The sequence below is a fragment of the Actinoallomurus sp. CA-150999 genome (genome assembly GCF_050942425.1).
Classification (GTDB): Bacteria; Actinomycetota; Actinomycetes; order Streptosporangiales; family Streptosporangiaceae; genus Actinoallomurus.
The window spans coordinates 9,517,772-9,539,135 of record NZ_CP192063.1 but is presented as its reverse complement, the minus strand read 5'-3'; the positions used below and the strand labels follow the sequence as shown (position 1 = coordinate 9,539,135).

Here is a 21,364-nt window from a genome sequence, read left to right as displayed (position 1 = left end):
GAAGATCCGGGCGCGTCCGGTCGCTCTCGGGCGCACTCATTTGGGCATGGTACGGGTCGCCATGACGCTCAGCAAATTTCACCGCGCGGGAACCGTCAATGCTTTCACGGCAAAGTCATGACGGAAAGTTGGGCCTTTCGTGGCATCCGCTCTACACTGCGGGGATATGGAGGCCGAGGGCTTTGTCTCATCGATGGCCCCGGCGGTTCTCGTCGTGCGGACGAAGGAGTCCGTCCGCAGACTTCAGCCCGGGAGCTCGTACGTCGTCGGGCGTGATCCGGCGGCCGACATCTCGATCGCCGACCCGCGCGTCTCCTGGCGGCACGCCATTCTGCGCACGGATGACAACGGCTGGCTCCTGGAGGATCAGGACAGCACGAACGGCACGTTCGCGGGGTCCCGGCGCATCCAGCGCGCCGGCATCGAGGGTGAGATCGTCTTCCGGCTGGGCGACGTCGGCGGCGGCCCGCAGCTGGCCTGCTCGGTCCCGCTGGTGCCCGACTCGCGCATCGGCGTCGACCGCGAGCCGACCTCCGTCATTCGCGTCCCGTCTCGCCCGCTGCGAATCGGGCGCGCCCCGGACAATGACGTCGTACTGTCCGATTTGATCGTTTCCCGATATCACGCAGAGCTGCGGAAAAGAGCCGACGGGCGGCACGAGATCGTCGATCTCGGCGGCCATAATGGCACCTTCGTCAACGGAAAACGGATCACCTCGGCGGCGCTCACCGAAAGTGACATCGTCGGAATCGGTCGGGCCACTTTCCGGCTCGTCGGCGACGAACTCCGGGAGTTCATCGACACCGGCGACGTCTCCCTCGTCGCGCAGGACCTCACCGTACGGACCTCGAAGGGCAAGGTCCTCCTCGACCACGTCAGCTTCCCCATCCCCGAGCGGTGCCTGGTCGGGGTGATCGGCCCGAGCGGCGCCGGCAAGTCGACCCTGCTGGGCGCGGTGACCGGGACCCGCCCGGCGACCGAGGGCAGCGTTCGGTACGACAACCGGGACCTGTACCGGCACTACGCGGAGCTGCGGCATCGCATCGGCCTCGTGCCGCAGGAGGACATCCTGCACACCCAGCTGCCCACCCGACGGGCGCTGCGGTACGCCGCGGAGCTGCGGTTCCCCGGGGACACGGTCGCGGCCGAACGCGACCGGCGGGTCGACGAGGTGATCGAGGAGCTCGGGCTGACCCTGCACGCGCAGACCCGGATCGACTCCCTGTCCGGCGGCCAGCGCAAACGGGTCAGCGTCGCGCTCGAACTGCTGACCAAGCCGTCGCTGCTGTTCCTGGACGAACCCACCTCCGGCCTGGACCCGGGGCTGGACAAGTCCGTCATGGAGATGATGCGTGACCTCGCGCACGACGGCCGCACGATCGTCGTCGTCACGCACAGCGTCGCCAACCTGGACACCTGCGACCGCCTGCTCGTCCTCGTCCCCGGTGGCCGGGTCGCCTACTACGGTCCGCCGGAGGAGGGGTTGAGCTTCTTCGACAAGGCGAGCTGGGCGGAGGTGTTCCAGGCGTTCGACCGCGAGCCGGACCGCGACTGGGCCGCCGAGTTCCGGATGGCGCCGCTCTACTCGCGCTATGTCCTGTCAGGGCTGGACGGCGACGCCGAGACGCCCGGCGCGGAGCGGGTCACGGCGACTCCGCTCTCCCCGACCAACCGACCCCGACCGACCTCCCAGCCGCCCCGGCGACAGGGCCGGCTCGCGCAGCTCGGCACGCTCTGCCGCCGGTACCTCGCGGTGATCGGTTCGGACCGCAGCTACCTCGCCGTACTGGCGGTGCTGCCGCTGGTCGTCGGGCTGCTCATCCGGGCGATGCCCGCCCCGCACGGGCTGACCGACCTGGGGGAGAACGACGACGCGGCGTCGTTGCTGCTGACCCTGGTGATCGGCGCCTGCTTCGTCGGCGCCGCCAACTCCGTACGCGAGTTGGTCAAGGAGCGTCCGATCTATCGGCGGGAGCGCGCGGCCGGACTGTCGGCCGGGATCTACCTGCTGTCCAAGATCTTCATCCTGGGGCTGATCACCGGCGTGCAGGCGGTGGTGCTCGTCCTCATCGGGCTGGTGTTCCGGCCGATGCCGGCGCACGGGGCGTTCACCTCGCCGTACCCGGAGCTCATCCTGGCCATGGCCGGGCTGGCGATCGTGTCCATGGCGATGGGTCTCCTGGTGTCGGCGGCGGTCAGCACGTCCGAGAAGACCATGCCGCTGCTGGTGCTGCTCTCATTGGCCCAGGTGATCCTCTGTGGGGCCCTCATGCCGCTGGAGGGCAAGGCAGGCCTGGAACAGGTCTCCTGGGTGACGCCGTCGCGCTGGGGCCTGGGCGCGGCCGCCTCGACCGTCGACCTCGGACACCTGTCGCACAAGCCGATCCACGACCGGCTCTGGCACCCCGACGCGACGACCTGGGCCACCGACATGGGAGTGCTGGCCGGCCTCGGGCTGGTGTTCGTGATCATCGCCTGGTGGCGCCTGGAACGCCTGCGCCCGGGCCGCCGCACCCGTCTCTGACCCGCCCGGCCGGGCACTGGGTCACTCGGGCTCGGTGTAGTGGGCGCGGCGTACGGCCAGGAGCCATGCCTCGACGGTGTCCTCGTCGGGGCGGTCCGGGAGCGGTGTGCGGATCCGGTCGAAGTCGGCCTCGGCCTCGGCGAGCAGGCGCCGGGCGGCCTCGATGTCGCCGTCGGCCACGCCGTCCCCGAAGTCGCGGTACCAGTCCGGGTCGTCGAGGCGGATCCGCAGGCCGCCGGTGGCGTACAGGTCGCGGCCCTGGTGGACCAGCCGCGCCAGGTGCCGGGCGTGCTTGGCCGTCCGCCGGCGGGTGTCGGCGGAGAACGACCCGTCGCCGCGGTTCTCCAGCTTGCGGAACTGCTGGGTGGCGTAGCCGAGATAGGCGTCCCGGACCCGCCCGGCGGACAGGAAGGCGGATCGGATGCCGATCAGCTCGTCGCCGAACGGGGTGCGCGTCTCGTACAGGTCGTCCGGCAGCCAGACCAGCTCCATGACGGTCGGGTTGCCGCCCAGGGCGAGGCTGCACCACTTCCGGGCCTCGTGCAGCGTCCGGTCGGGAGAGGTGGACACGATCGACTCGCGTGGGGTCCGCAGCCCCAGCAGGGATCGGGTCGGCGCGGCGAAGACGCCGAGCCGGTCGATGTCGGAGTCGGGCGTGGCCAGGCCGTACGCGGTGGAGCCGACGATGCCGGCGAGCAGGATCTCGGTCATGGGCCCTCCCGGTCTTCGCCCGACCAACCCACCCCGACCGACCTCCCGGCTTCGCCCGACCAACCCACCCCGGCCGACCTCCCGGCGTCGGAGAGGCGACTCGTACGGGCTGTGCTTTCGATTCCCTCGCTCCGCTCGGTCATGTGCGGTCCCGGGGGCGGTAGATCATCCGGCTGGCAGCACCATAGCGACGAGGCGTTCGATCCGCTTCTCATTTATCATTCATTATGGAACGTTGTCCCGCTGTATAGAACGAGGGGCGGTCGGATGGATCGGGTGGAGATCGAACGGGCGATCGGGGCGGCGCGGGTGCTGCCGGTGCTCAGAACGCCGGATGCCGTGGGCGCTGTCAAGGCCGCCGAGACGCTGCTCGACGCCGGCCTGGACGTCATCGAGCTGACCGCGACCACTCCCGGCTGGGCCGACGCCCTGGCCGGCCTGCGCCGCGCCCATCCGGCGGCGGTGCTCGGAGCCGGCACCGTGACCACCGCCGAGGACGCCCGCCGGGCGCTCGACGCGGGCGCCGACTTCCTCGTCAGCCCGTACCCGGCCGAGGCCGTCCGCGCGGTCACCGGCGAGGCGCCCTTCCTCGAAGGCGGGTTCACCCCCGGCGAGGTCGCCGCGGCCGCCGGACGCGGTATCGCCAAGCTGTTCCCCGCGCACGTGGGCGGCCCGGCGTACCTGCGCTCCGTCCTGGCCGTGCTGCCGGGCGCGCGCGTCGTGCCCACCGGCGGCATCGCGCTGCGCGACGTCCCCGCCTACCTCGACGCGGGCGCGTACGCCGTCGGCGTCGGATCCGACCTGGTGAAGGCGCCCGATCCGGCCAAGGCCGTACGCGAGCTGATCGAGGTGGCCAAGTGAACCGCGGCGACGTGCCCGACGTCGTCATCGTCGGGGAGCCGCTGGTCGAGTTCTCGGCCGCCGACCCGCTGACCCACGCGGAGACCTTCCGGCTGTCCTTTTCCGGTGACGCGCTCAACGCGGCGATCGCCGCCTCGGCCGCCGGAGCCCACGTCGCCCTCGTCACCCGGACCGGGGAGGACGAGTTCGGCGACCGCCTCGTCGACTTCGCCGCCCGCCACGGCATCGACACCCGCTGGATGTGGCGGGGACCGGGTCACACGGGCGCGTACGTCGTCGGAGCGGACCCATTGGGCACCCGCGCCTTCGCCTACCTGCGCTCCGGCAGCGCCGCCTCCCGGCTCGGCCCCGCCGACGTGGACCGCGCCCCTGTCGCGGAGGCGAGGGCGGTGCTGCTCAGCGGCATCACGGCCGCGCTGTCGGACTCCTGCGCCGCCGCCGTCGTGCACGCGGCCGAGAAGGCCGGCGGCAAGGTCGTCTACGACCCCAACTTCCGGAGCCGGCTGACCACGCCCGCCGCCGCGCGCGAGATCCTGGCGAAGGTCGCGCCCAGGGCCGCGCTGGTCCTGCCGTCCTGCCCCACCGACACCTCGGCGCTGCTGGACACCACCGATCCCGAGGAGGCCGCCGAGGCCTGCCTCGACCTGGGCGCGGCGGCCGTCGCGGTCACCTGCGGCGCCGACGGGGTCCTTCTCGCGAGCGGGCGAGAGCGGCGGCACCTGCCGGCCATCCCCGCCACGGAGATCGTCGACGCGACCGGTGCGGGAGACGCCTTCGGCGGCGCGCTCACCGCGCGTCTCGCGCGCGGCGCGTCGATCGTGGACGCCGTCCGCGGCGGCGCGGCGGCGGCGTCGATCTGCCTCGGCGGCCAGGGCGGCACCGGCCGGATCGCCACGGCCGCCGACATCGAGCGGCTCCTCGCCGAGAGCTGAGCGGTCAGGCCCGCGCTCGCGTGGTGCCGGCAACGCGGGCAGATCAGGCGGGCGCGGGGGTGGGCACGCGGTCGGGCGGTGCGCCCATCGCCAGCGAGACGTCCCGCGCGGCGGTCACCACCTCGGCCATGAGCGTGTGGTCGTCCGGATCGACCTCGAACGCGAGACCGGAGATGGAGATCCCGCCCATCACCGCGCCCGTATGGTCGAAGACCGGCGCGCCCACACAGCGGATGCCGCGCTCGTTCTCCTCATTGTCGATCGCGTAGCCACACTGGCGGACCTCGCCCAGGTGGGCGATCAGCGCGTCGACGTCCGTGATCGTGTGCTGGGTGCGCGGTGCCAGGCCGGTCCGTGCGGTGATCGCGGTGACCTCCTGGTCGGGCAGCCGGGCGAGGATCGCCTTGCCGATCGAGGTGGAGTGCAGCGGCAGGCTCATGCCGACCCGGGAGCCCATCTGGTACGGCCGCAGGCCCTCGAGCTTGCGCACGTAGACGGCCTCGTCACCGCTGCGGATCGCGAAGTGCACGGTGAAGCCCGTACGGTCGCGCAGCGCCTGGAGCGCCGAGTCGGCGTGCTGCGCCGGGTCGAATCGGCTCATCACCTTGCCCGCCAGCGTCAGGATCCGCGGGCCGGGGAGGTAGCCGCCCTTGCCGTCGGTGCGGGCGAAGCCCCACCCGACCAGGGACTGGAGGATGCGGTGCACCGTCGACTTCGGCAGCCCGGTGCCGGCCGCGATGTCGGTCACCCGGCTGTGCTCGGCCAGTGCCTCCAGCACCGTGAGTGCCTTGTCGATCGAACCGCCACCGGTCTGTGTCGCCACATCGCGAGAATATCCGGGTCAGCCCGGTTGCAGGTCGGGAGCCGCGCGGTAGGCGGCCGCCTGGAGTTCATAGAGCTGGGCGTACAGGCCTTCGGCGCGCATGAGCTGGAGATGCGTGCCGTGCTCGGTGACCCGGCCGTCGTCGAGTACGTAGATGTGGTCGGCGTAGCGGACGCTCGCCAGACGGTGCGTGATCAGCACGACCGTGCGATCCAGCGCGTGGTCGCGAATGCGCTCGAACAGGGCGTGCTCGGCGCGCGCGTCCAGCGCGGAGGTCGGCTCATCGAAGATCATCAAGGGCGCGTCGCGGTAGAAGCCGCGGGCCGTCGCGATCCGCTGCCACTGGCCGCCGGACAGTTCGTGCCCGCCCTCGAACCTACGGTCGAGCAGCGTGTCGTACCTCTGGGGGAGCCGGGCGACGACCTGGTCGGCGCCTGCCGCCCGGGCGGCGTCGGCCAGCCGGTCATCGTCGGGTGACCGGCCCATGAGGATGTTGTCCCGGACGGTGAGCGGCCACCGGGTGTGGTCCTGCGCGATCACCGCGATGCGCTCGCGGAGCGTGTCACCGTCGATCGCGGAGATATCGATGTCGTCCCAGCGCACCTGGCCGGAGTCGGGCGCGTACAGGCCGGCGAGCAGCTTGGCGAGCGTGGTCTTGCCGGAGCCGTTCTCTCCGACGAGTGCGATCACCTGGCCGCGGTGGATCGTCAGGTCGACGTCTCGCAGCGCGGGCGTGCCGGAGCCCGGATAGGTGAAGGTGACCTTCTCGACGGTGATGCGGTCGAAGGACTCCGGCGCCGCCACAGAGCGCCGGGCGGGGACGCGTTCGCGGGCCATCGCGCAGAAGTCGAGGTAGTCACCGAAGTAGAGGCCGGACTCGTACAGCTTGTTGAGGGCCTGCATGAGGGCGGCGAGGGAGGACTGACCGGCCCGGATGGCGAGCACGGCCGTTCCCGTGACGGCGAGCGGGATGACCGCCGCCGCGAGGAGGCCGCCGAGCGCCGCGTAGACCAGACCGGTGGCGGTGCCGGTCAGGAGGTCGCCGGCGACGCGGGTGGCGGTCTGCTGCCGGGCGACGTCGAGCTCGACCTGCTGTTCGGCGTCGGCGATCCGGTCGTATTCGCCGAGCAGGAAGGAGCGCAGGCCGAACGCGCGGACCTCGGCGGCCGGCGGCCGCTCGGCCATGAGGTCCGAGAGCATGTACTTGCGGCGCCGCGCCCGGGACATTCTGCGGAAGGCCAGGTAGCGCATGCGGGCGGCGCGCAGTGCCGCCCATCCGTCCGGCAGCGCGGTGATCAGCAGCAGTGGCATCAGGACCGGATGCAGCACGCCGAGGGTCGCGGCGGACGCGACGACGCCGACCGCGCCCGTGAGGACGTTGACCGTCATCTCGACGACGGTCACCGAGTCGGGGACGCCGCTGTCGCGTGCCCGCTGCATCGCGTTGTGGAACTCGTCGTCGTCGAAGGCGCTGAGCTCGACCCGCGTCGTCAGCCGGAAGAGACGTGTCTCGGCGAGCCGTTCGACACGCGGTTTGAGCCGTAGCTGTGCCCATCCGGCGGTCGCCAGCAGCCCGGCGCGGACCGCGGTCGCCGCGGCGACGAGGAGCAGCGCCGGCAGTGCCGCGCGGACCCGGTCGGCGGTGGGGCCGGCCGCGAACAGCGACTCCAGGACGCCCGTCGTGGCCAGCAGGCCGAAGGCGGTGAACACTCCGGCGATGAGGTTCAGGCCGAGCGCGGCCGCCGTGTCGAGCCGGTCGGCCTGCCATGCCAGGCGCAGGGCCGCGCCGGTCAGGGCGGGCAGTCGGCGCGCCATCGTGGTCAGGCCGGCGGACATGAACCGCTCGTCGTGGATCTCCCAGTAGCGCAGCGCGAGACCCGACTCATCGGCGGCGGGAGCCGCGGGCCGGTTCCTTCGCCGGAGTCTCACCGGGTGCGGGTCATCGTGATCATGAACCCTCAAGCTAGACGATCGATCCGCAGCTGTAAATAATATTCATCTATCAGACTCGGATGGTAGGGAACTCCCGGCCGAGCCATTATGCCTTCTCTTCCGGAAAACGCAAGAGTGCGAATCGGTAGCGGCGGAATCGGCGGACCGGAAGCCGGATCGCGGTGCAGGTAAAATCTTTGATTACGCCTGGACAGTGTTCGTGATCATGCTCATACTGCTGGAGGTTGATCATGGCGAAGACGTTGTTCGCGCTCCCGTTTTCGCCATTGATGGCCACAGGGCGCATTCCTTACCCGATTGGTGTGCCCTGCGGATTCGGCCCGCCCACGAGGCGCCGGCCGAGAAAGGAGCCTGGCAATGCCCGCACTCACGCTCGAACCCCGCGACGCAGGTGTGCTCGAGGCCGACGACTTCGCCATCGACTTCGAAGGCGAGCTCATGGAGCTGCTGCACGGCCCGCAGGCCTGTGTGAACACGTGCAAGCGCACCGTCTGCAGCACCTTCCCCTGCTGCCCGTCCATCAAGTAACCGCTGCCTGACGGTCGTCCGGGCCTTGGTGCGGCTCGAGGCTGACCACGCCCGCCGGGATGGAGCGCTCCCGGAAAAGGCATGAGAGAAAGGCCATCGGCGTGTCCCGGTGGCCTTTCTCGCTGACCTATAGCGGTGAATACGTGATCCGGCAACCACCTGGAGGGGCTACATGGACGCCGCCGTTTCAGACCGAACTGAGGACATGGCGGAAAGGGTCGCTGAAATAGCCGCGCGTGAAGGGCGCGAGGTCTATGTCGACGACACCTGGGTCAGCGTGCACCGGCCCGGCCTCGACGTTCCCGGGCAGGGTTGGAAGCTCCATGTGTCCGCGCGCCCCGGCACCCTGGTCGCGACGCTCGACCGGATTCTCCCGCTGTTGTTCCAACTCGACTGCGACTTCAAGGTCGCGCGGTCCACCGCGGTGCTGCGCGAGCTCAACTCCGGCGACGTCGATCCCGGCGCGGTCGGCAAGGCCGTGACCGTGTACCCGCCCCAGGACCGGGTCGTGCGGATCGGACGGGTGCTCGCGGCGGCGCTCGCCGGATTCGCCGCGCCGAGGGTGCCCAGTGACCGCCGGGTGCACCGGCGTGCGCCCGTCTACTACCGCTATGGGCCGTTCGTACCGCAGTACCGCGTCGATGAGAACGGCGACTACGAGCTCGTGCTGATCGGCCCCGACGGTGAGTTCCTCCCGGGAGCGGCCGCCCCGGAGTTCCGCTGCCCGCCCTGGGCGTCCGACCCTTTCCGGCAGGGCACACCGGATCCGGCGACCGGTGCCGCGGAGCCGGCGTCCGGGACGCCCGGTGGCACGGCGCGGTCGGCCAACGGCGCTCCGGAGCCCGTCGGCGGCCACTCTGAGGACCGAAGCGGGGCGCTCGAGGACGCGCCGACCCTCGGCGGTCGTTACCGGCTCACCTCCGGCGTGGTACGCGGCGCGCGCGGCAACGTCTACCGTGCCGAGGACACCGCGTCGGGACGCCGTGCGGTGATCAAAGAGGCCCGCGCGTACGTGGGGGAGAACGCCGACGGCATGGATCTGCGGCTGCAGATCCGCAACGAACGCCGCATCCTGGAGGCGCTCGCGGGGGTCGATGGGGTCCCCGGCCTGATCGACCACTTCCGGCACGAAGAGGACGAGTACCTCGTGATCACCGAGGAGGGGAGCCGCGACCTCAACCGCTTCGTGAACGAACACGGGATCTTCGCCGACGACCCGCCCGGTACGGGCCGCGACCTGGCCGTCCTCGCCACACAGCTGGTCGGCCTCCTCGACGCCGTGCACGCCCGTGGGGTCGTCGTACGCGACCTGTCGCCGAAGAACGTCGTGCTGGACGACGACCTCCACTGCACGCTCGTCGACTTCGGCAACAGCAGGTACGACGGCTTCCAGATCCCCGGCTGGACCCCGGGCTACAGCGTGCCGGACCAGCACACCGGCCGCCCGTCCGAACCGGCCGACGACTACTTCGCGCTCGGCGGCGTCCTGTTCTTCGCGGCCACGGGCATGCACCCGATCGGTGTCGACCCCGATCCGTCCCGCAACCTCGAACGCACCCTGATGAGTCTGGCGGCGCTCTTCCCCGGGGTCACGACCGGCGTACGGGGGTTGATCCCGGGCCTGCTCAGCCTCGACCCGGCCGAGCGCACCGCGGCCGTGGCCGGCATCCGGGACGGACGGCACCGTACGGGACGGCCGACCGCGGGTGCGGCGGGGATCGCACCGCCGCGCTTCACCCCTGACCTGCTCGACGCGGTCATCGCGCACACGACACACGAGTGCGTGCGGTTCGCCGAGAAGATGATGGAGGGCCCGGCGGACCCCCGGCGCTCCTCGCCGCCGGTGACGCACGTGTACGGAGGGTCGTCCGGCCTCGGGATGGAGCTGCTGCACCACGCGGACACGGAGGCCGTGGCGGGCGAGCTGGCGCGCTGGACCGCCCAGGTGATCCCGCCGACGCCGCTGCCCTCGGCGCTGTACTTCGGCCGCACCGGGACGGCGCTGTTCCTGAGCACGGCGCGGCGGTTGCTCGGCGCCGACGTTCCCGGGTGCGAACCGATCGGCCTCGGCGACACCGAACGCGGCGACTACGTGCACGGCGTGGCAGGGATCGGCGCCGGACACCTGCTCCTGGCGGATCTGGATCCCGGATCGGGCCATCCGGCCGTCGCCGCCGAATGCGCGCGGCGGCTTCTGGCCGGAGAGGTCCGCGACACACAGGACGCGGCCGCGCCCGCCCAGCCGGGCACCGGGGTGGCCACCGAGTCCGGTTTCGCCCACGGCGAGGCGGGCATCGCGGTGTTCCTGCTGACCTACCACCAGGCCACCGGGGACCCGGAGGCGGGAGAGGCGGCGCGACGACGGTTCGACACGCTCGCCGACGAGGCCGCGACCCTGGCCCGCGTGCTGGGGGAGCCCGCCGCCCGGCCGATGGGGGCGTCCTGGTGCCAGGGGCTCTCCGGGATCGTCACCGCGCTGCTGCACGCCGCGCGGGCCTACGACGACGAGCGCTACCTGCGGCCCGCCAGGGCGGGTGCCCGCGCGTGCCTGGCGATCGCCCCTCAGGCGTGGGTCGTGTCGCAGTGCTGCGGGCTGGCCGGGGTCGGCGACATGCTCATCGACGTCGCCCTGGCGACCGGGGAGGAGGAGTTCTGGCGCGGTGCCGAGCACGTGGTCGAGCTGATCCTCACCAGGAGCGGTGGCGACCTGCGGCGACCGGTCCTCCCCGACAACACGCTCGAAGGGGCGAGCGGCAGCTGGGCGATGGGCACCCCGGGGGTGCTGTCCTTCCTGCGACGGCTCCGGGACCGGGACGGTGCCCGCCTCTGGACGCCATGGTGGACTCCGCCGCGCTGACGCCGCCTGCGGGCTCGCCCGGACCGTGTCGGCGCGGTCGTCCGGGGACCGCCCACCGGGCGTCGCTCATCGGCGCGGCGGGAGCCGGCCGGTCTCCGCGCACAGGTCCGCCCGGGCACGCAAGCGTCGCGCATCGGCGCGGGACGGCGGCGACGGCCTCGACCTCGGCCGTCAGGTCCGCCTGGGCACGCAAGCGGCGCGCCGCCGGCCCGGCTCCCTCAGCGTCGGGGCACGGCGGCGATGGCTTCGATCTCGACGGTCAGGTCCGGTCTGGCGAGTGCGGCGACGACCATGAGGGAGTGGGCGGGCCAGTCGCCGTCGGGGTACCAGTCCGCGAAGACCTCTTCCCGCGCGGCCCGGCTGCCGGGCAGGTGCTCGGTGCCGGACACGAACGTCAGCAGCTTCACCAGATTCGCGGGCCCGACCCCGAGCGAGTCGAGAAGCCGGCCGATGTTGGCGAACGCCTGACGCGTCTGGGATTCGGCGTCCGGGCCGGCGAGTGTCCCGTCCTCCAGCAGGCCGAGCTGGCCGGAGATGAAGACCACCTCATGGTCGGACGGTACGGCGGCCAGGTGGCTGTACTGCCCGACGGGCGGCGCGAGACCTGAGGGGTTCCAGCGATTGATCATCGATTCGTACTCCTGTCCGTTGGGGAGGACGGCTGCCCGCGGCAGGGCCCCTCGGCCGCGGTCCACAGCCGAACCTTAGAGCCCGACGGCTCGTCAGCCTGCCTCGGCGGAGCCCGTGAGCCGGAGGCGCCGCTGTGCGCGCTGGTAGAAGGTCGTCTGCCCGAGCCGTACGACGCTGGCGGCGGCGGGCAGTGCCGCCAGGTCGAGGACGTCGCCGGGGCTCACGTGGCCGATGAGCCGGCCGTCGGCCTCGACGGCGACGGCGCCGCTGGTCGGCAGGACCCGCAGCGCGAGCTTCTCCTGCGGGGACAGGAACAGCGCACGGTTGAACGCCGAGTGCGGGGCGACCGGCGTGACGAGCAGCCCTTCGGCGTTGGGGGAGATGATGGGCCCGCCGGCGGAGAAGCTGTACGCCGTGGAACCGGTGGGCGTCGCCACGACGACGGCGTCGGCGGCGTACCGGACGAACGGGTTGTCCTCGACGCACACTTCGACGACGATCAAGCCGTGCCCGGGCACGCGGGCCAGGGCGACGTCGTTGAAGGCGACCGAGTTCACGCCGCCCGCGGTCGCCTGGAGCCCGGTGCGCGTCTCGATGGTGAAGCGGTGCTCGTCGATGGCGCACAGCGCCGCGTCCAGGTCCGGAATGTCGATCTCGGCCAGGAAACCGAGACGGCCGAGGTTGACGCCGAGGACGGGGGTCCGCCGGCGGCAGGTGAGTCGCATGGCCCGCAGCATGGTGCCGTCCCCGCCCAGGCTGACGATCAGGTCGGCGCGCTCGGCGAGGTCTTCGGGCTCCACGGCGGTGACGTCACCGTCGATGCGGGCGACCTCACCGGGTACGCCGAGGACCTGGGCGTTCCGGGCACGCGCCCAGTCGGTGATCCTGCCGATCACGCCCTTACAGTCGCGTTCGGGGTGAAGGACGATGCCGACTGTTGAGATCAAGCCCATACGTCATTCTCTCAATATCCGCCGGCTCCCGTCGGCCTCCGTCCGGGGCCGGGCGGCTCAGGAGGAGGGCTCGTCCTGTTCGTTGATGTTCAGGGGCCGGTACGGGCGGTAGGGGCTGTTCGCGGACAGGGCGTAGCGGAGCATCAGGTGGTCCGTGCCGTATTCGCGGCGTTGCTGGTAGACCCAGTACGCCGTGTGCGCGGTGTTCGCCCATTTCTCGAAGATCGCGACCTGCCGGGTGCTCGCCTGGCCGGTGGCGTTGATGATCAGATCGCCGGGGAGCAGCTTGGACGGGGGGATCTGCCGGGCGTAGCCGCCCCAGGCGAGGTCGGTGGAGTTGGGCCCCGGTGCCGGAAGTCCGAGGGTCATGGAGGCGTATCCGGAGCCGTCCGTGCGGTAGCCGCCGCGGTTCTTCGACATGTCGTACGGGATGCGCCGGTCGCTGTGCGGGTGCCAGGTCCGGGCGCGCGTGAGGATCTGCGGCCGGGTGATCCACTGCGCGACAGTGGGGGCCGGGTGCGGTCGCCGAGCCGGTTCCGGCCGGAGCGACAGCCCGCTGGCGAGGCCGACGGTGCCGGCGGCGAGAGAGCAGCCGAGCGTGATGCCGATGTGGAGCATCCGTCTTCGCCGCGGAGCGCCGGGCCGCCGGAACGACGCCGCGTCGGAGCCTTCCGCGGCGATGTCCTCGTGCGCCACCCTCTCCGGCGGCGTGTCGTCCCGGGCCACTCTCCCCGCCGGGACATCCTCACGCGCAGCACCTTCCGGCGAGGCTGCATCGGGCACCGCTCCCTGCGGCGCGGCATCGGGCGTCGCTCTTCGCCGGTCGTCGTCCGCGCGGTGCCACAGGGCCTGGAGGCGCTGCTTGTCACCGCCGCACAGCTCGGCCATGGTCTCGACGGCCGAATAGGGGATCCACGTCTCTCCGCTGAGCCAGCGCCCCCAGGACGAGCGGCTCGCGTAGGTCTTCCCCTCCAGCGCACGGAGGTCGTACCCGGAACGGTCCTTCAGCGCCCGCAGCTCTTCCAGCAGAGTCCGGGTGGTTTGGGGGAGATTCGTCGACAATGGGCGCTGTTGTCGGGTCCGGTTTATGCGTGTATGCGTCATCTGTCGGCGATCCAATGCTCCCCCTCGACTGGGCCGAAAGCCGATTGTGCCTAGGACGCGGGACGATACTGTTCGGTTCGCAAATTCGGAGCATCCGGCCGCAGATCGTAGTCGCCGAGATCGACAAAGCGCGGCTGCGAAGGGGATCCGGATCCCTCGGGATCGGCGGAATCCGTTGTCTCATTGTCTCGGGCCTGTCCCGGAACGCGGACATCCGGGCTGCTCAGAGCTTCGGAGACACGAGCTCTGTCCCTAGATGGCCGATTCCCGTGGTGGAACGGCGGCTTTCTCCCTAACGTGGCCGCTGGCCGAACGCCGAGTCCCCAACAACACTCGCGGAACGGCCGAAGCCCCATCATCATGACGAAGGAGTTCCATGACCGTGTCTCGAAGGCTCAGCATCGGGGTCGGCGCCGCCGCGCTGGGTGTCGCCGGTGCGCTGGGTGTCGCCGCGTTCGGCCTGCCCTCCGGTGACACCACGGCTCACGCCGCCCCGGCCGCCCTCCACGCCGCCGCCCAGCCGGCCGCGCAGGACGTCTCGGCCGCCGCCGCCCCCATCAGCCGGCGCAGCGTGATCCTGCGGGCCAACACCTGGCACCCGCACTCGAAGAACCGGATCCCGTACAGCCAGAAGAAGTACCACGGGGGCTACCGCACGGACTGCTCCGGGTACGTGTCGATGGCGCTGGGGCTGTCGAAGCCGGGGCCCAACACCGTCGCACTGGCGTCGAGGACCTACTCGAACCGCATCAGGAGGATGTCCGGGCTGCTGAAGGGCGACCTGGTCATCGACTCCACCGGAAACAACAACACCCGGCACGTCGTGATCTTCGAGAAGTGGGTCCGGAACTCGAAGGGGAAGATCGTCGGCTACTGGGCCTACGAGCAGCGGGGTCATTACGGCACCGACCACCGCATCCTCACGTACGGGCTGAGCAAGGGCAGCCAGTACCACCCGTACCGTCCGAAGAACATTCGCTAACGGTGCGGTGAGGGCAGGGCGGGGGCGCGCGGCGCCCCCGCCCTTTTCCGATGTCAGGGTTTGCGGCCGACGCCCGCGAGCAGCCAGCCCGACGGCGTGCGGTACGGCCGGTCGGGCCGCCAGTCGGGGGCGAGGACCAGGCCGGGCTCGAGGAGCTCGAACCCGTCGAAGAATCCCGTGATCGCCTCTCGTCCGCGCAGCGTGAGCGACTCGCGCAGCTCCATGAAGATGTCCTCCACCGCCTCGACGGCCTCGGGCGTCTTCTCCTCGAACGTGGCGTGCGAGATCACGAGATGGCTGCCCGGGGCGACCGCGTCGCGGAATCGCCGTACGATCCGGGCGGGATGCTCCTCGTCGTCGATGACGTGGAGCAGGAAGGTGAACAGCAGCGCGACCGGCCGGTCGAAGTCGATCACGTCGGTGACGACCGGGTCGGCGAGGATCCGCTCCGGGTGCCGGGCGTCCGCGTGGACGATGGCGGCGGACGACCCGCCGGACAGCGTCGCCTCGTAGTGCGTCACGGCGACCGGGTCATAGTCGACGTAGACGACCCGGGCCTCGGGACCCGCCAGGTCGTGGACGTTGACCCGTTTGGGCAGGCCGCAGCCGATGTCGAGGAACTGGCGAACGCCCGCGGCCCGCAGGTGGCGCACGGCGCGTCGCGCGAAGCGGTTGTTCTCCGCCGCCAGGTGGCGGGCCTCCGGGGCCACGGACAGGATCCGGTGGGCCAGGACGCGGTCCGCGGCGTAGTTGTCCTTGCCGCCGAGCGCGTAGTCGTACACGCGTGCGTCGGTCGGTGTGTGGGCGTCGACGCCCCCCGGTTGCCGTGCTCGCTCGGCCAAAGGCACCTCCAAGCCCCCGCCAGGTGCGACTCAATCTAACCCGTACCACGGCGGCCGGTCTTCGCCTTCGACGGGAAAAGAATGGGATTGTTACCGGTAAACCGCCCTCCGCGCGGTCGCAGGTAATTCGATTGAGGGGGAGACCCGGCTCCTCATAGCCTCCTGGCAATGGAGCGGAGCGTGGAAGCAGGTCAGATCGTCCACTGGACCGAGGCGGGGACGTCGTTCTCGGCCCACTGGCGGTCCGAGAACGGGTCGCCGCCGCCCCGGCGCGTGACGGTCGCGGCCGACGGGATGACCGCGGACGACGCCTACCACCTGGCGTGCGAGGGCACGGCCATCCTCTGGCGCGGTGACTTCGTGGGCGCCCGCGAGCTGCTCGCCGCGATGGGACGGCGCGCTGACCGCCGCCCGCGCAGGGTCGTACGGAAGCAGCGCCATCGGCCGGCGCCGTCGCCCGCCGAGGCGTTCCATCTCCACCGTCAGGCGCAGTCGCAGCGAGCCCGCGTGCTCGGCATGCTGCTCGTGCCGCTCGAACCCGACCACACCATCCCGCTACGGCGGGCGCCCGACGTACGGCGGGCCTGTGAGGAGACGTACGGCCCTGGTGACGGGCCGTCGGTGACCTCGCTCCGGGAGATCCTGGGCCTGATCGGCGCGCACGAGTGGCGCCGGAACGGCGTGCGGATCCCGGCGCTGGAGGGCCGGATCCACCCGCACTACGGGGTCTTCTCCCCGGTGCGCGGCGAGTACGTCGACCTGGTGGCGCAGACGCCGCTGCCCGCCGACGGGCTCGCGTTCGACATCGGAACGGGCACCGGGGTGCTGGCCGCCGTGCTGGCGCGGCGGGGGATCGAGCGCGTCGTGGCGACCGACCAGGATCCGCGGGCCCTCGCGTGCGCCCGCGAGAACCTCACGCGGCTCGGCCTGGCGGACCGGGTCACGGTCGTGGAGGCCGACCTGTTCCCGCCGGGACGCGCGCCGCTGGTGGTGTGCAATCCGCCGTGGGTGCCGGCGCGGCCGAGCTCGCCCATCGAGCGCGCGATCTACGATCCCGGCGGCCGGATGCTCCTCGCCTTCCTGAACCGCCTGGCCGGGCATCTCGAGCCGGATGGAGAAGGCTGGCTGGTGCTCTCGGATCTGGCCGAGCACCTGGGGCTGCGGTCCCGTGCCGAACTGCTCGGCGCGTTCGAGGGCGCGGGCCTGGAGGTCGCCGGCCGGTCGGACGTACGGCCGCGCCACCCCCGTGCCGCCGACGAGGACGATCCGCTGCACGCCGCTCGCGCCGCCGAGGTGACCTCCCTCTGGCGGCTGCGCGTCCGCCGACCCTGCCGATAAGGCTTCGCCCCTTTCCGGCGATGGCGCGCCGATTGTGGCGATAGTAAAAATCGGATAGATCGCCTTTTGCTCTAATAAAAGCGGGCGATGGTCGACGGATGGGTAACCGTAGGTCCAAGTGGTTTCCCCATTGCGCCTGCCACATCGGTCGCAGTGGTCGGCGCGTGTCCCGCTGATCTGCTGGTTCATCTTTTGCATTCTCGGCTGGATCGATTTAGTCTGCCTCCGACGTTGACGTGCAATACGGCTTGTCCCTAACGTCAATTAACACGCTTTTAGTTGGTTGGCCCGACGTGGGGCGGGACGCGGTATGCGTCCGTATCGGGCCCACCATGCACCAGTTTTACGTTGCGAAAGGGGGCTCTATGGCGCCCACGACCACCGGATCCGTCGATTCGGGACGACATCTACGGCGGGACGTCGGTTTCTGGGGACTGATGTTCGTATCGCTCGGATCGATCATCGGTTCCGGCTGGTTGCTCGGGGCGCTCACGGCGGCGACGATCGCCGGGCCGGCCTCGCTCCTGGCCTGGATCCTCGCCGCCGTCATGCTGGCCCTCCTCGCCCTGGTGCACGCCGAACTCGGCGCGACCTACCCCATCGCCGGCGGCACCGCCCGGTTCCCGAGTTTCGCGTTCGGCCCGCTGGCCGGCTTCACGGCCGGTTGGATGGCCTGGGTGCAGGCGGTGGCGATCGCCCCGATCGAGGTCGAGGCGACGCTGTCCTACTGCGATCACATCAGCTGGGTGCGGAACAACATCACCCTGTTGCACGCCGACGGGACGCTGACCGGCGCCGGCCTCGCGATCGCGACCGTCTTCATGCTCCTCTTCACGATCATCAACATCGTCGGCGTCAAGTTCCTCGCCGAGTCCAACTCGATCACCGTGATCTGGAAGACGGCCATCCCGCTCATCACCGTGGTGGTCCTCCTCCTGCTGACCTTCCACGCGTCCAACTTCACGGCGGGCGGCGGGTTCATGCCCTTCGGCGTGCACGGCATCTTCGCCGCGCTGCCGGCCGGTGTCGTCTTCGCCCTGCAGGGCTTCGAGCAGGCGATCCAGATGGCCGGTGAGGCGCGAAAACCGCAGCAGGACGTCTCGCGGGCGGTCATCACGGCCACCGTGATCGGCACCATCGTCTACATCCTGCTGGAGGTCGCCTTCATCGGCGCCCTCAACCCCGCCAACCTCGCGCACGGCTGGGCGAACCCCGTCGGCAAGGGCGACTTCGGCCCGTACGCCAGCCTCGCGATCGGCGCCGGCGCCACGTGGCTCGCGGTCCTTCTCTACGCGGACGCCGTGATCTCCCCGGCCGGTACGGGCCTGGTTTACACCGCCACATCGTCCCGGCTGTCGTACGCGCTGGGCCGGGAGAAGTCGTTGCCGAGCCCGGTGGCCAAGGTGAGCAGGACGGGTGTGCCGATCGTCTCGATCCTCATCGCCTTCGTCGTCGGTGAGATCGCGTTCCTGCCGTTCCCGAGCTGGAAGTCCTTGGTCGGTCTCGTCACGTCCGCCACCGCGATCATGTACGCGTTCGGGCCGATCGCCCTCCACGCCCTGCGGCGCCGCGACCCGGAACGCACGCGCCCGTACCGCCTTCCGGCGTACCGGATCCTCGCGCCGGTCGCCTTCATCGCGGCCAACCTGATCATCTACTGGTCGAGCTACCAGGCGGAGTGGAAGCTCGGCCTCGCCATGGTGCTCGGCCTGGCGATCTTCGCAGTGACCCGGGCGACGAGGCCCGCGGCCGAGCGTGCGCCCCTCAACTGGGCGGCGTCCATGTGGGTCTGGCCCTGGTTCGGCGGCATGATCGTCATCGGGTTCCTGGGCCGGTACGGCGGCAGCAAGATCCTCCCCGAGTGGGTGGACATCGTCACCGTCGCGGTGTTCTCCCTGGCCGTCTACTTCTTCGCCGTGCGGATCGCCGTGTCCGGCGAGGAGGTCAACGCCGCCGTCGCGGCGGAGGAGGCGGAGATCGCGGCCGAGCCCGAGCTCAATATCGCCTGACACCCGCGCCGCGCGTACGGCGGCCGAGCCCGAGTTCAACATCGCCTGATGCCCGCGCCGCGCGTACGGCGGCCGAGCTCGACATCGCCTGACACCCGCGCCGCCGCCCGTACGCTCGTCGCGTACGGGCGGCGCGTCCGGGTCAGGAGAGCAGGCGCAGCCGGACCGTCGTCGGCAGCCCGCGCAGCTGCTCGATCACGTCGGGCGTGTAGCGGGTGCCGATGTCGGTGATGACGTAGCCGATCTCCCCGCGGGTGCCCAGCAGCTGGCCCTCGATGTTCACGTCGTGGTCGGCGAGGATGCCGTTGATCGTGGCCAGCACGCCCGGGGTGTTGCGGTGCAGGTGCGTCAGGCGGTGCCCCTCCGCCGGCGCGGGCAGCGACACGGTCGGCAGGTTGACGCTCAGCGCGGTGTTGCCCGTCGCCGTGAAGTCCTGCAGCTTGCCCGCGACGAACTGCCCGATGTCCTGCTGGGCCTCCTCCGTCGAACCACCGATGTGCGGCGTGATGATGACGTTGGGCAGCCCGCGCAGCTCCGAGACGAACTCGTCGCCGCGGCCCTTCGGCTCGTGCGGGAACACGTCGATGGCCGCGCCGGCCAGGTGCCCGGACTCGATGTGCTGCCGCAGCGCGCCGTGGTCGACGACGAACCCGCGCGAGAGGTTCAGGAACAGGCTGCCGGGCCGCATCCGCGCGAACTCCGCCTCACCGAACAGGCCGCTGTTGCCGGGCCGGCCGTCGACGTGCAGGGTGACGACGTCGGCGACCGCGAGGAGCTCCTCCATGGTGGCGCAGCGCCGCGCGTTGCCCAGCGCGAGCTTGTCGGCCGTGTCGTAGAAGAACACGCTCATGCCCAGGCTCTCGGCGAGCACCGACAGCTGGCTGCCGATGTTGCCGTAGCCGATGATGCCGAGCCGTCGGCCCCGGACCTCGTGGGCGCCCTCCGCGGACTTGTCCCAGACCCCGGCGTGCATCAGGGAGTTCTTGTCGAGGAGCCGGCGGGTCAGCGCGATGATCTCGGCCACCACGAGCTCGACCACGCTGCGGGTGTTGGAGAACGGCGCGTTGAACACCGCGACGCCGCGCTGCGAGGCGGCGGACAGGTCGATCTGGTTGGTTCCGATGCAGAACGCCCCGATCGCGAGCAGCTCCGGAGCCGCTGCGAGCACCGAGTCGGTGATCGTGGTCTTCGACCGGATACCGAGCAGGTGCACGCCGGCGACACGGGCGGTGAGCTCGTTCTCGTCGAGGGCGCGATCCACGGTCTCGACGGCATAGCCGTTCTTCTCGAGAGAGGCGACCGCGTCGGAGTGAATGCTTTCCAACAGCAGAGCGCGCAGGGGTTCAGTAGCGGTGCTCACCTTGGGAACAGTCCTTCTGCAGGCGTCGTCGTCCCTCAAATGCTACGTGAGGCGGTCACGGCCCCGTAGCGGCGGCCGGAACGTACTGGCGTCGATCACCGTCGATCCGCGCACGCCCGCGCGTACCGGGTGGGGGACATCCCGATCGTGGCGGAGAAGTCCCGGGTGAAGTGGGCCTGGTCGGCGTAGCCCAGCTCGGTGGCCAGGGCCGCCCAGTCGACGTCCGTTCCGGACGCCGCCCGGTCCGCCGCGTCCTGCATGCGGTGCCGGCGGATCACCCATTTGGGGCCGACTCCGACGTAGTCGGCGAACAGCCGCTGCAGACGCCGCGTCCCCATCCCGGCCGCGGCGGCCACCCGGTCCACCCGGGTCAGCGCCGGATCGGCGGCGATCCGGTCCACGATGTCACCGACCTCGAGCACCAGGGGGTCGGGGCGCGGCGCGCGAGAGCGGAGGAGATCCTCCGCCAAGGCGACCGCGTCGCCGGGATCCGGCGCGGCGATGATCGCGTCGGCGGCGGCCCGCGCGGCGGGGCCGAAGACGTCCTCCACGGGAATCCGCCGGTCGGTGATCGTGGACACCGGGGCGCCGAGGAAGGGCCGGAAGCCGCCGGGCCGGAAGCGTACGCCGACGACCCGGCCCCGGCCCTCGATCGTCTCGGTGAACACGCCGCGCACCACGCCCACCACCCGGGCCTGCCCGTCGCTGAGGAACGTCATGTGCACCGACGGATGCGTGAGAACCTGCTGCCGGTGGGATCCGCCCTCTCCCAGGTCCCAGTGCAGGATCCAGTGATAGTCGGCGATCCACGCGAGATCCTCCGCCGGTGCCCGGTGGGAGACCTGGAAGCGCTCCAGCCCCGCGGCGCGGTGGAGGATGGCACGGAGGGCCTGCGGCGCTGCGTCGGCCATACGGTCAAGTGTCGCATTTGTTCAAGACGGCCGGTCGCGACCGGCC

Annotated in this window: 18 protein-coding genes; 8 read left to right on the top strand and 10 right to left on the bottom strand. The window is 71.1% G+C overall.

Going from position 1 to position 21,364, the window contains the following annotated elements; all coding sequences use genetic code 11:
• Positions 1-214 precede the first annotated feature (214 nt).
• The gene (locus ACQP2O_RS43780) at positions 215-2,524 is read left to right on the top strand and encodes an FHA domain-containing protein (protein WP_433175139.1); all 2,310 of its coding nucleotides are present in this window, start codon (positions 215-217) and stop codon (positions 2,522-2,524) included.
• Positions 2,525-2,545: 21 nt separating this feature from the next.
• Here the strand turns inward: ACQP2O_RS43780 and ACQP2O_RS43775 are convergent, their stop codons facing one another.
• Complete coding sequence (locus ACQP2O_RS43775) at positions 2,546-3,235, bottom strand: nucleotidyltransferase domain-containing protein (RefSeq protein ID WP_433175138.1); 690 nt, start codon at positions 3,233-3,235, stop codon at positions 2,546-2,548.
• Positions 3,236-3,502: 267 nt separating this feature from the next.
• Between ACQP2O_RS43775 and ACQP2O_RS43770 the strand changes: the two genes are divergently transcribed.
• Together ACQP2O_RS43770 and ACQP2O_RS43765 are read left to right on the top strand one after the other, a co-directional pair.
• Complete coding sequence (locus ACQP2O_RS43770; protein WP_433175137.1) at positions 3,503-4,096, top strand: bifunctional 4-hydroxy-2-oxoglutarate aldolase/2-dehydro-3-deoxy-phosphogluconate aldolase; 594 nt, start codon at positions 3,503-3,505, stop codon at positions 4,094-4,096.
• On the top strand, positions 4,093-5,028 hold the full coding sequence (locus ACQP2O_RS43765) for a sugar kinase (protein WP_433175136.1): 936 nt from the start codon (positions 4,093-4,095) through the stop codon (positions 5,026-5,028). The genes ACQP2O_RS43770 and ACQP2O_RS43765 overlap by 4 nt, the downstream gene beginning before the upstream one ends.
• Positions 5,029-5,071: 43 nt before the next feature.
• Here ACQP2O_RS43765 and ACQP2O_RS43760 read toward each other — a convergent pair whose 3' ends face one another.
• The 3 genes from ACQP2O_RS43760 to ACQP2O_RS43750 all read right to left on the bottom strand — a co-directional run bounded on the left by ACQP2O_RS43760 (position 5,072) and on the right by ACQP2O_RS43750 (position 8,081).
• Complete coding sequence (locus ACQP2O_RS43760) at positions 5,072-5,851, bottom strand: IclR family transcriptional regulator (protein ID WP_433175135.1); 780 nt, start codon at positions 5,849-5,851, stop codon at positions 5,072-5,074.
• Positions 5,852-5,869: 18 nt separating this feature from the next.
• Positions 5,870-7,780 carry an ABC transporter ATP-binding protein gene (locus ACQP2O_RS43755; RefSeq protein ID WP_433175134.1) on the bottom strand — a complete coding sequence of 637 codons (1,911 nt, stop codon included), beginning with the start codon at positions 7,778-7,780 and terminating at the stop codon, positions 5,870-5,872.
• 109 nt (positions 7,781-7,889) lie between these two features.
• A complete protein-coding gene (locus tag ACQP2O_RS43750) occupies positions 7,890-8,081 on the bottom strand; it encodes a hypothetical protein (protein ID WP_433175133.1) in 192 nt (63 codons plus the stop codon).
• A gap of 80 nt (positions 8,082-8,161) precedes the next feature.
• Here ACQP2O_RS43750 and ACQP2O_RS43745 point away from each other — a divergent pair, with 80 nt between their 5' ends.
• Together ACQP2O_RS43745 and lanL are read left to right on the top strand one after the other, a co-directional pair.
• Positions 8,162-8,332, top strand: a complete 171-nt coding sequence (locus ACQP2O_RS43745) for an SflA family class IV lanthipeptide (protein WP_433175132.1) — start codon at positions 8,162-8,164, stop codon at positions 8,330-8,332.
• 205 nt (positions 8,333-8,537) lie between these two features.
• Positions 8,538-11,189 carry a class IV lanthionine synthetase LanL gene (lanL, locus tag ACQP2O_RS43740; RefSeq protein WP_433175131.1) on the top strand — a complete coding sequence of 884 codons (2,652 nt, stop codon included), beginning with the start codon at positions 8,538-8,540 and terminating at the stop codon, positions 11,187-11,189.
• Between the two features lie 218 nt (positions 11,190-11,407).
• Here lanL and ACQP2O_RS43735 read toward each other — a convergent pair whose 3' ends face one another.
• The 3 genes from ACQP2O_RS43735 to ACQP2O_RS43725 all read right to left on the bottom strand — a co-directional run bounded on the left by ACQP2O_RS43735 (position 11,408) and on the right by ACQP2O_RS43725 (position 13,834).
• Positions 11,408-11,818: a RidA family protein gene (locus ACQP2O_RS43735; RefSeq protein ID WP_433175130.1), complete on the bottom strand. Its 411-nt coding sequence runs from the start codon at positions 11,816-11,818 to the stop codon at positions 11,408-11,410.
• Between the two features lie 93 nt (positions 11,819-11,911).
• Positions 11,912-12,772: an NAD(+)/NADH kinase gene (locus tag ACQP2O_RS43730; RefSeq protein WP_433175129.1), complete on the bottom strand. Its 861-nt coding sequence runs from the start codon at positions 12,770-12,772 to the stop codon at positions 11,912-11,914.
• Positions 12,773-12,829: 57 nt separating this feature from the next.
• Complete coding sequence (locus ACQP2O_RS43725; RefSeq protein WP_433175128.1) at positions 12,830-13,834, bottom strand: helix-turn-helix domain-containing protein; 1,005 nt, start codon at positions 13,832-13,834, stop codon at positions 12,830-12,832.
• A gap of 418 nt (positions 13,835-14,252) precedes the next feature.
• On the opposite strand from ACQP2O_RS43725, the gene ACQP2O_RS43720 reads away from it, so the two are divergent.
• Complete coding sequence (locus tag ACQP2O_RS43720; protein ID WP_433175127.1) at positions 14,253-14,858, top strand: hypothetical protein; 606 nt, start codon at positions 14,253-14,255, stop codon at positions 14,856-14,858.
• Positions 14,859-14,911: 53 nt separating this feature from the next.
• On the opposite strand, the gene ACQP2O_RS43715 is transcribed toward ACQP2O_RS43720, so the two are convergent.
• Positions 14,912-15,706 carry an SAM-dependent methyltransferase gene (locus ACQP2O_RS43715; RefSeq protein ID WP_433191348.1) on the bottom strand — a complete coding sequence of 265 codons (795 nt, stop codon included), beginning with the start codon at positions 15,704-15,706 and terminating at the stop codon, positions 14,912-14,914.
• A 174-nt stretch (positions 15,707-15,880) separates the two neighbouring features.
• Here ACQP2O_RS43715 and ACQP2O_RS43710 point away from each other — a divergent pair, with 174 nt between their 5' ends.
• Together ACQP2O_RS43710 and ACQP2O_RS43705 are read left to right on the top strand one after the other, a co-directional pair.
• The gene (locus ACQP2O_RS43710) at positions 15,881-17,038 is read left to right on the top strand and encodes a methyltransferase (RefSeq protein ID WP_433175126.1); all 1,158 of its coding nucleotides are present in this window, start codon (positions 15,881-15,883) and stop codon (positions 17,036-17,038) included.
• Between the two features lie 365 nt (positions 17,039-17,403).
• Positions 17,404-19,047 (top strand): APC family permease, encoded by a 1,644-nt coding sequence (locus ACQP2O_RS43705; protein ID WP_433175124.1) that lies wholly within the window; start codon positions 17,404-17,406, stop codon positions 19,045-19,047.
• A 142-nt stretch (positions 19,048-19,189) separates the two neighbouring features.
• On the opposite strand, the gene serA is transcribed toward ACQP2O_RS43705, so the two are convergent.
• Positions 19,190-20,407, bottom strand: coding sequence for a phosphoglycerate dehydrogenase (gene serA, locus ACQP2O_RS43700; protein WP_433175123.1), 1,218 nt, complete (start codon positions 20,405-20,407; stop codon positions 19,190-19,192).
• Between the two features lie 95 nt (positions 20,408-20,502).
• Positions 20,503-21,318 carry an AraC family transcriptional regulator gene (locus tag ACQP2O_RS43695; RefSeq protein ID WP_433175122.1) on the bottom strand — a complete coding sequence of 272 codons (816 nt, stop codon included), beginning with the start codon at positions 21,316-21,318 and terminating at the stop codon, positions 20,503-20,505.
• Positions 21,319-21,364 lie beyond the last annotated feature (46 nt).

What these genes read in the sequence shown, in the direction of transcription:
- ACQP2O_RS43695 (WP_433175122.1), bottom strand. Translation starts at nt 21,318, where the DNA reads ATGGCCGACGCAGCGCCGCAGGCCCTCCGTGCCATCCTCCACCGCGCC.
- lanL (WP_433175131.1), top strand. Translation starts at nt 8,538, where the DNA reads ATGGCGGAAAGGGTCGCTGAAATAGCCGCGCGTGAAGGGCGCGAGGTC.
- ACQP2O_RS43735 (WP_433175130.1), bottom strand. Translation starts at nt 11,818, where the DNA reads ATGATCAATCGCTGGAACCCCTCAGGTCTCGCGCCGCCCGTCGGGCAG.
- ACQP2O_RS43720 (WP_433175127.1), top strand. Translation starts at nt 14,253, where the DNA reads ATGACCGTGTCTCGAAGGCTCAGCATCGGGGTCGGCGCCGCCGCGCTG.
- ACQP2O_RS43705 (WP_433175124.1), top strand. Translation starts at nt 17,404, where the DNA reads ATGGCGCCCACGACCACCGGATCCGTCGATTCGGGACGACATCTACGG.
- ACQP2O_RS43770 (WP_433175137.1), top strand. Translation starts at nt 3,503, where the DNA reads ATGGATCGGGTGGAGATCGAACGGGCGATCGGGGCGGCGCGGGTGCTG.
- ACQP2O_RS43730 (WP_433175129.1), bottom strand. Translation starts at nt 12,772, where the DNA reads ATGGGCTTGATCTCAACAGTCGGCATCGTCCTTCACCCCGAACGCGAC.
- ACQP2O_RS43745 (WP_433175132.1), top strand. Translation starts at nt 8,162, where the DNA reads ATGCCCGCACTCACGCTCGAACCCCGCGACGCAGGTGTGCTCGAGGCC.
- ACQP2O_RS43775 (WP_433175138.1), bottom strand. Translation starts at nt 3,235, where the DNA reads ATGACCGAGATCCTGCTCGCCGGCATCGTCGGCTCCACCGCGTACGGC.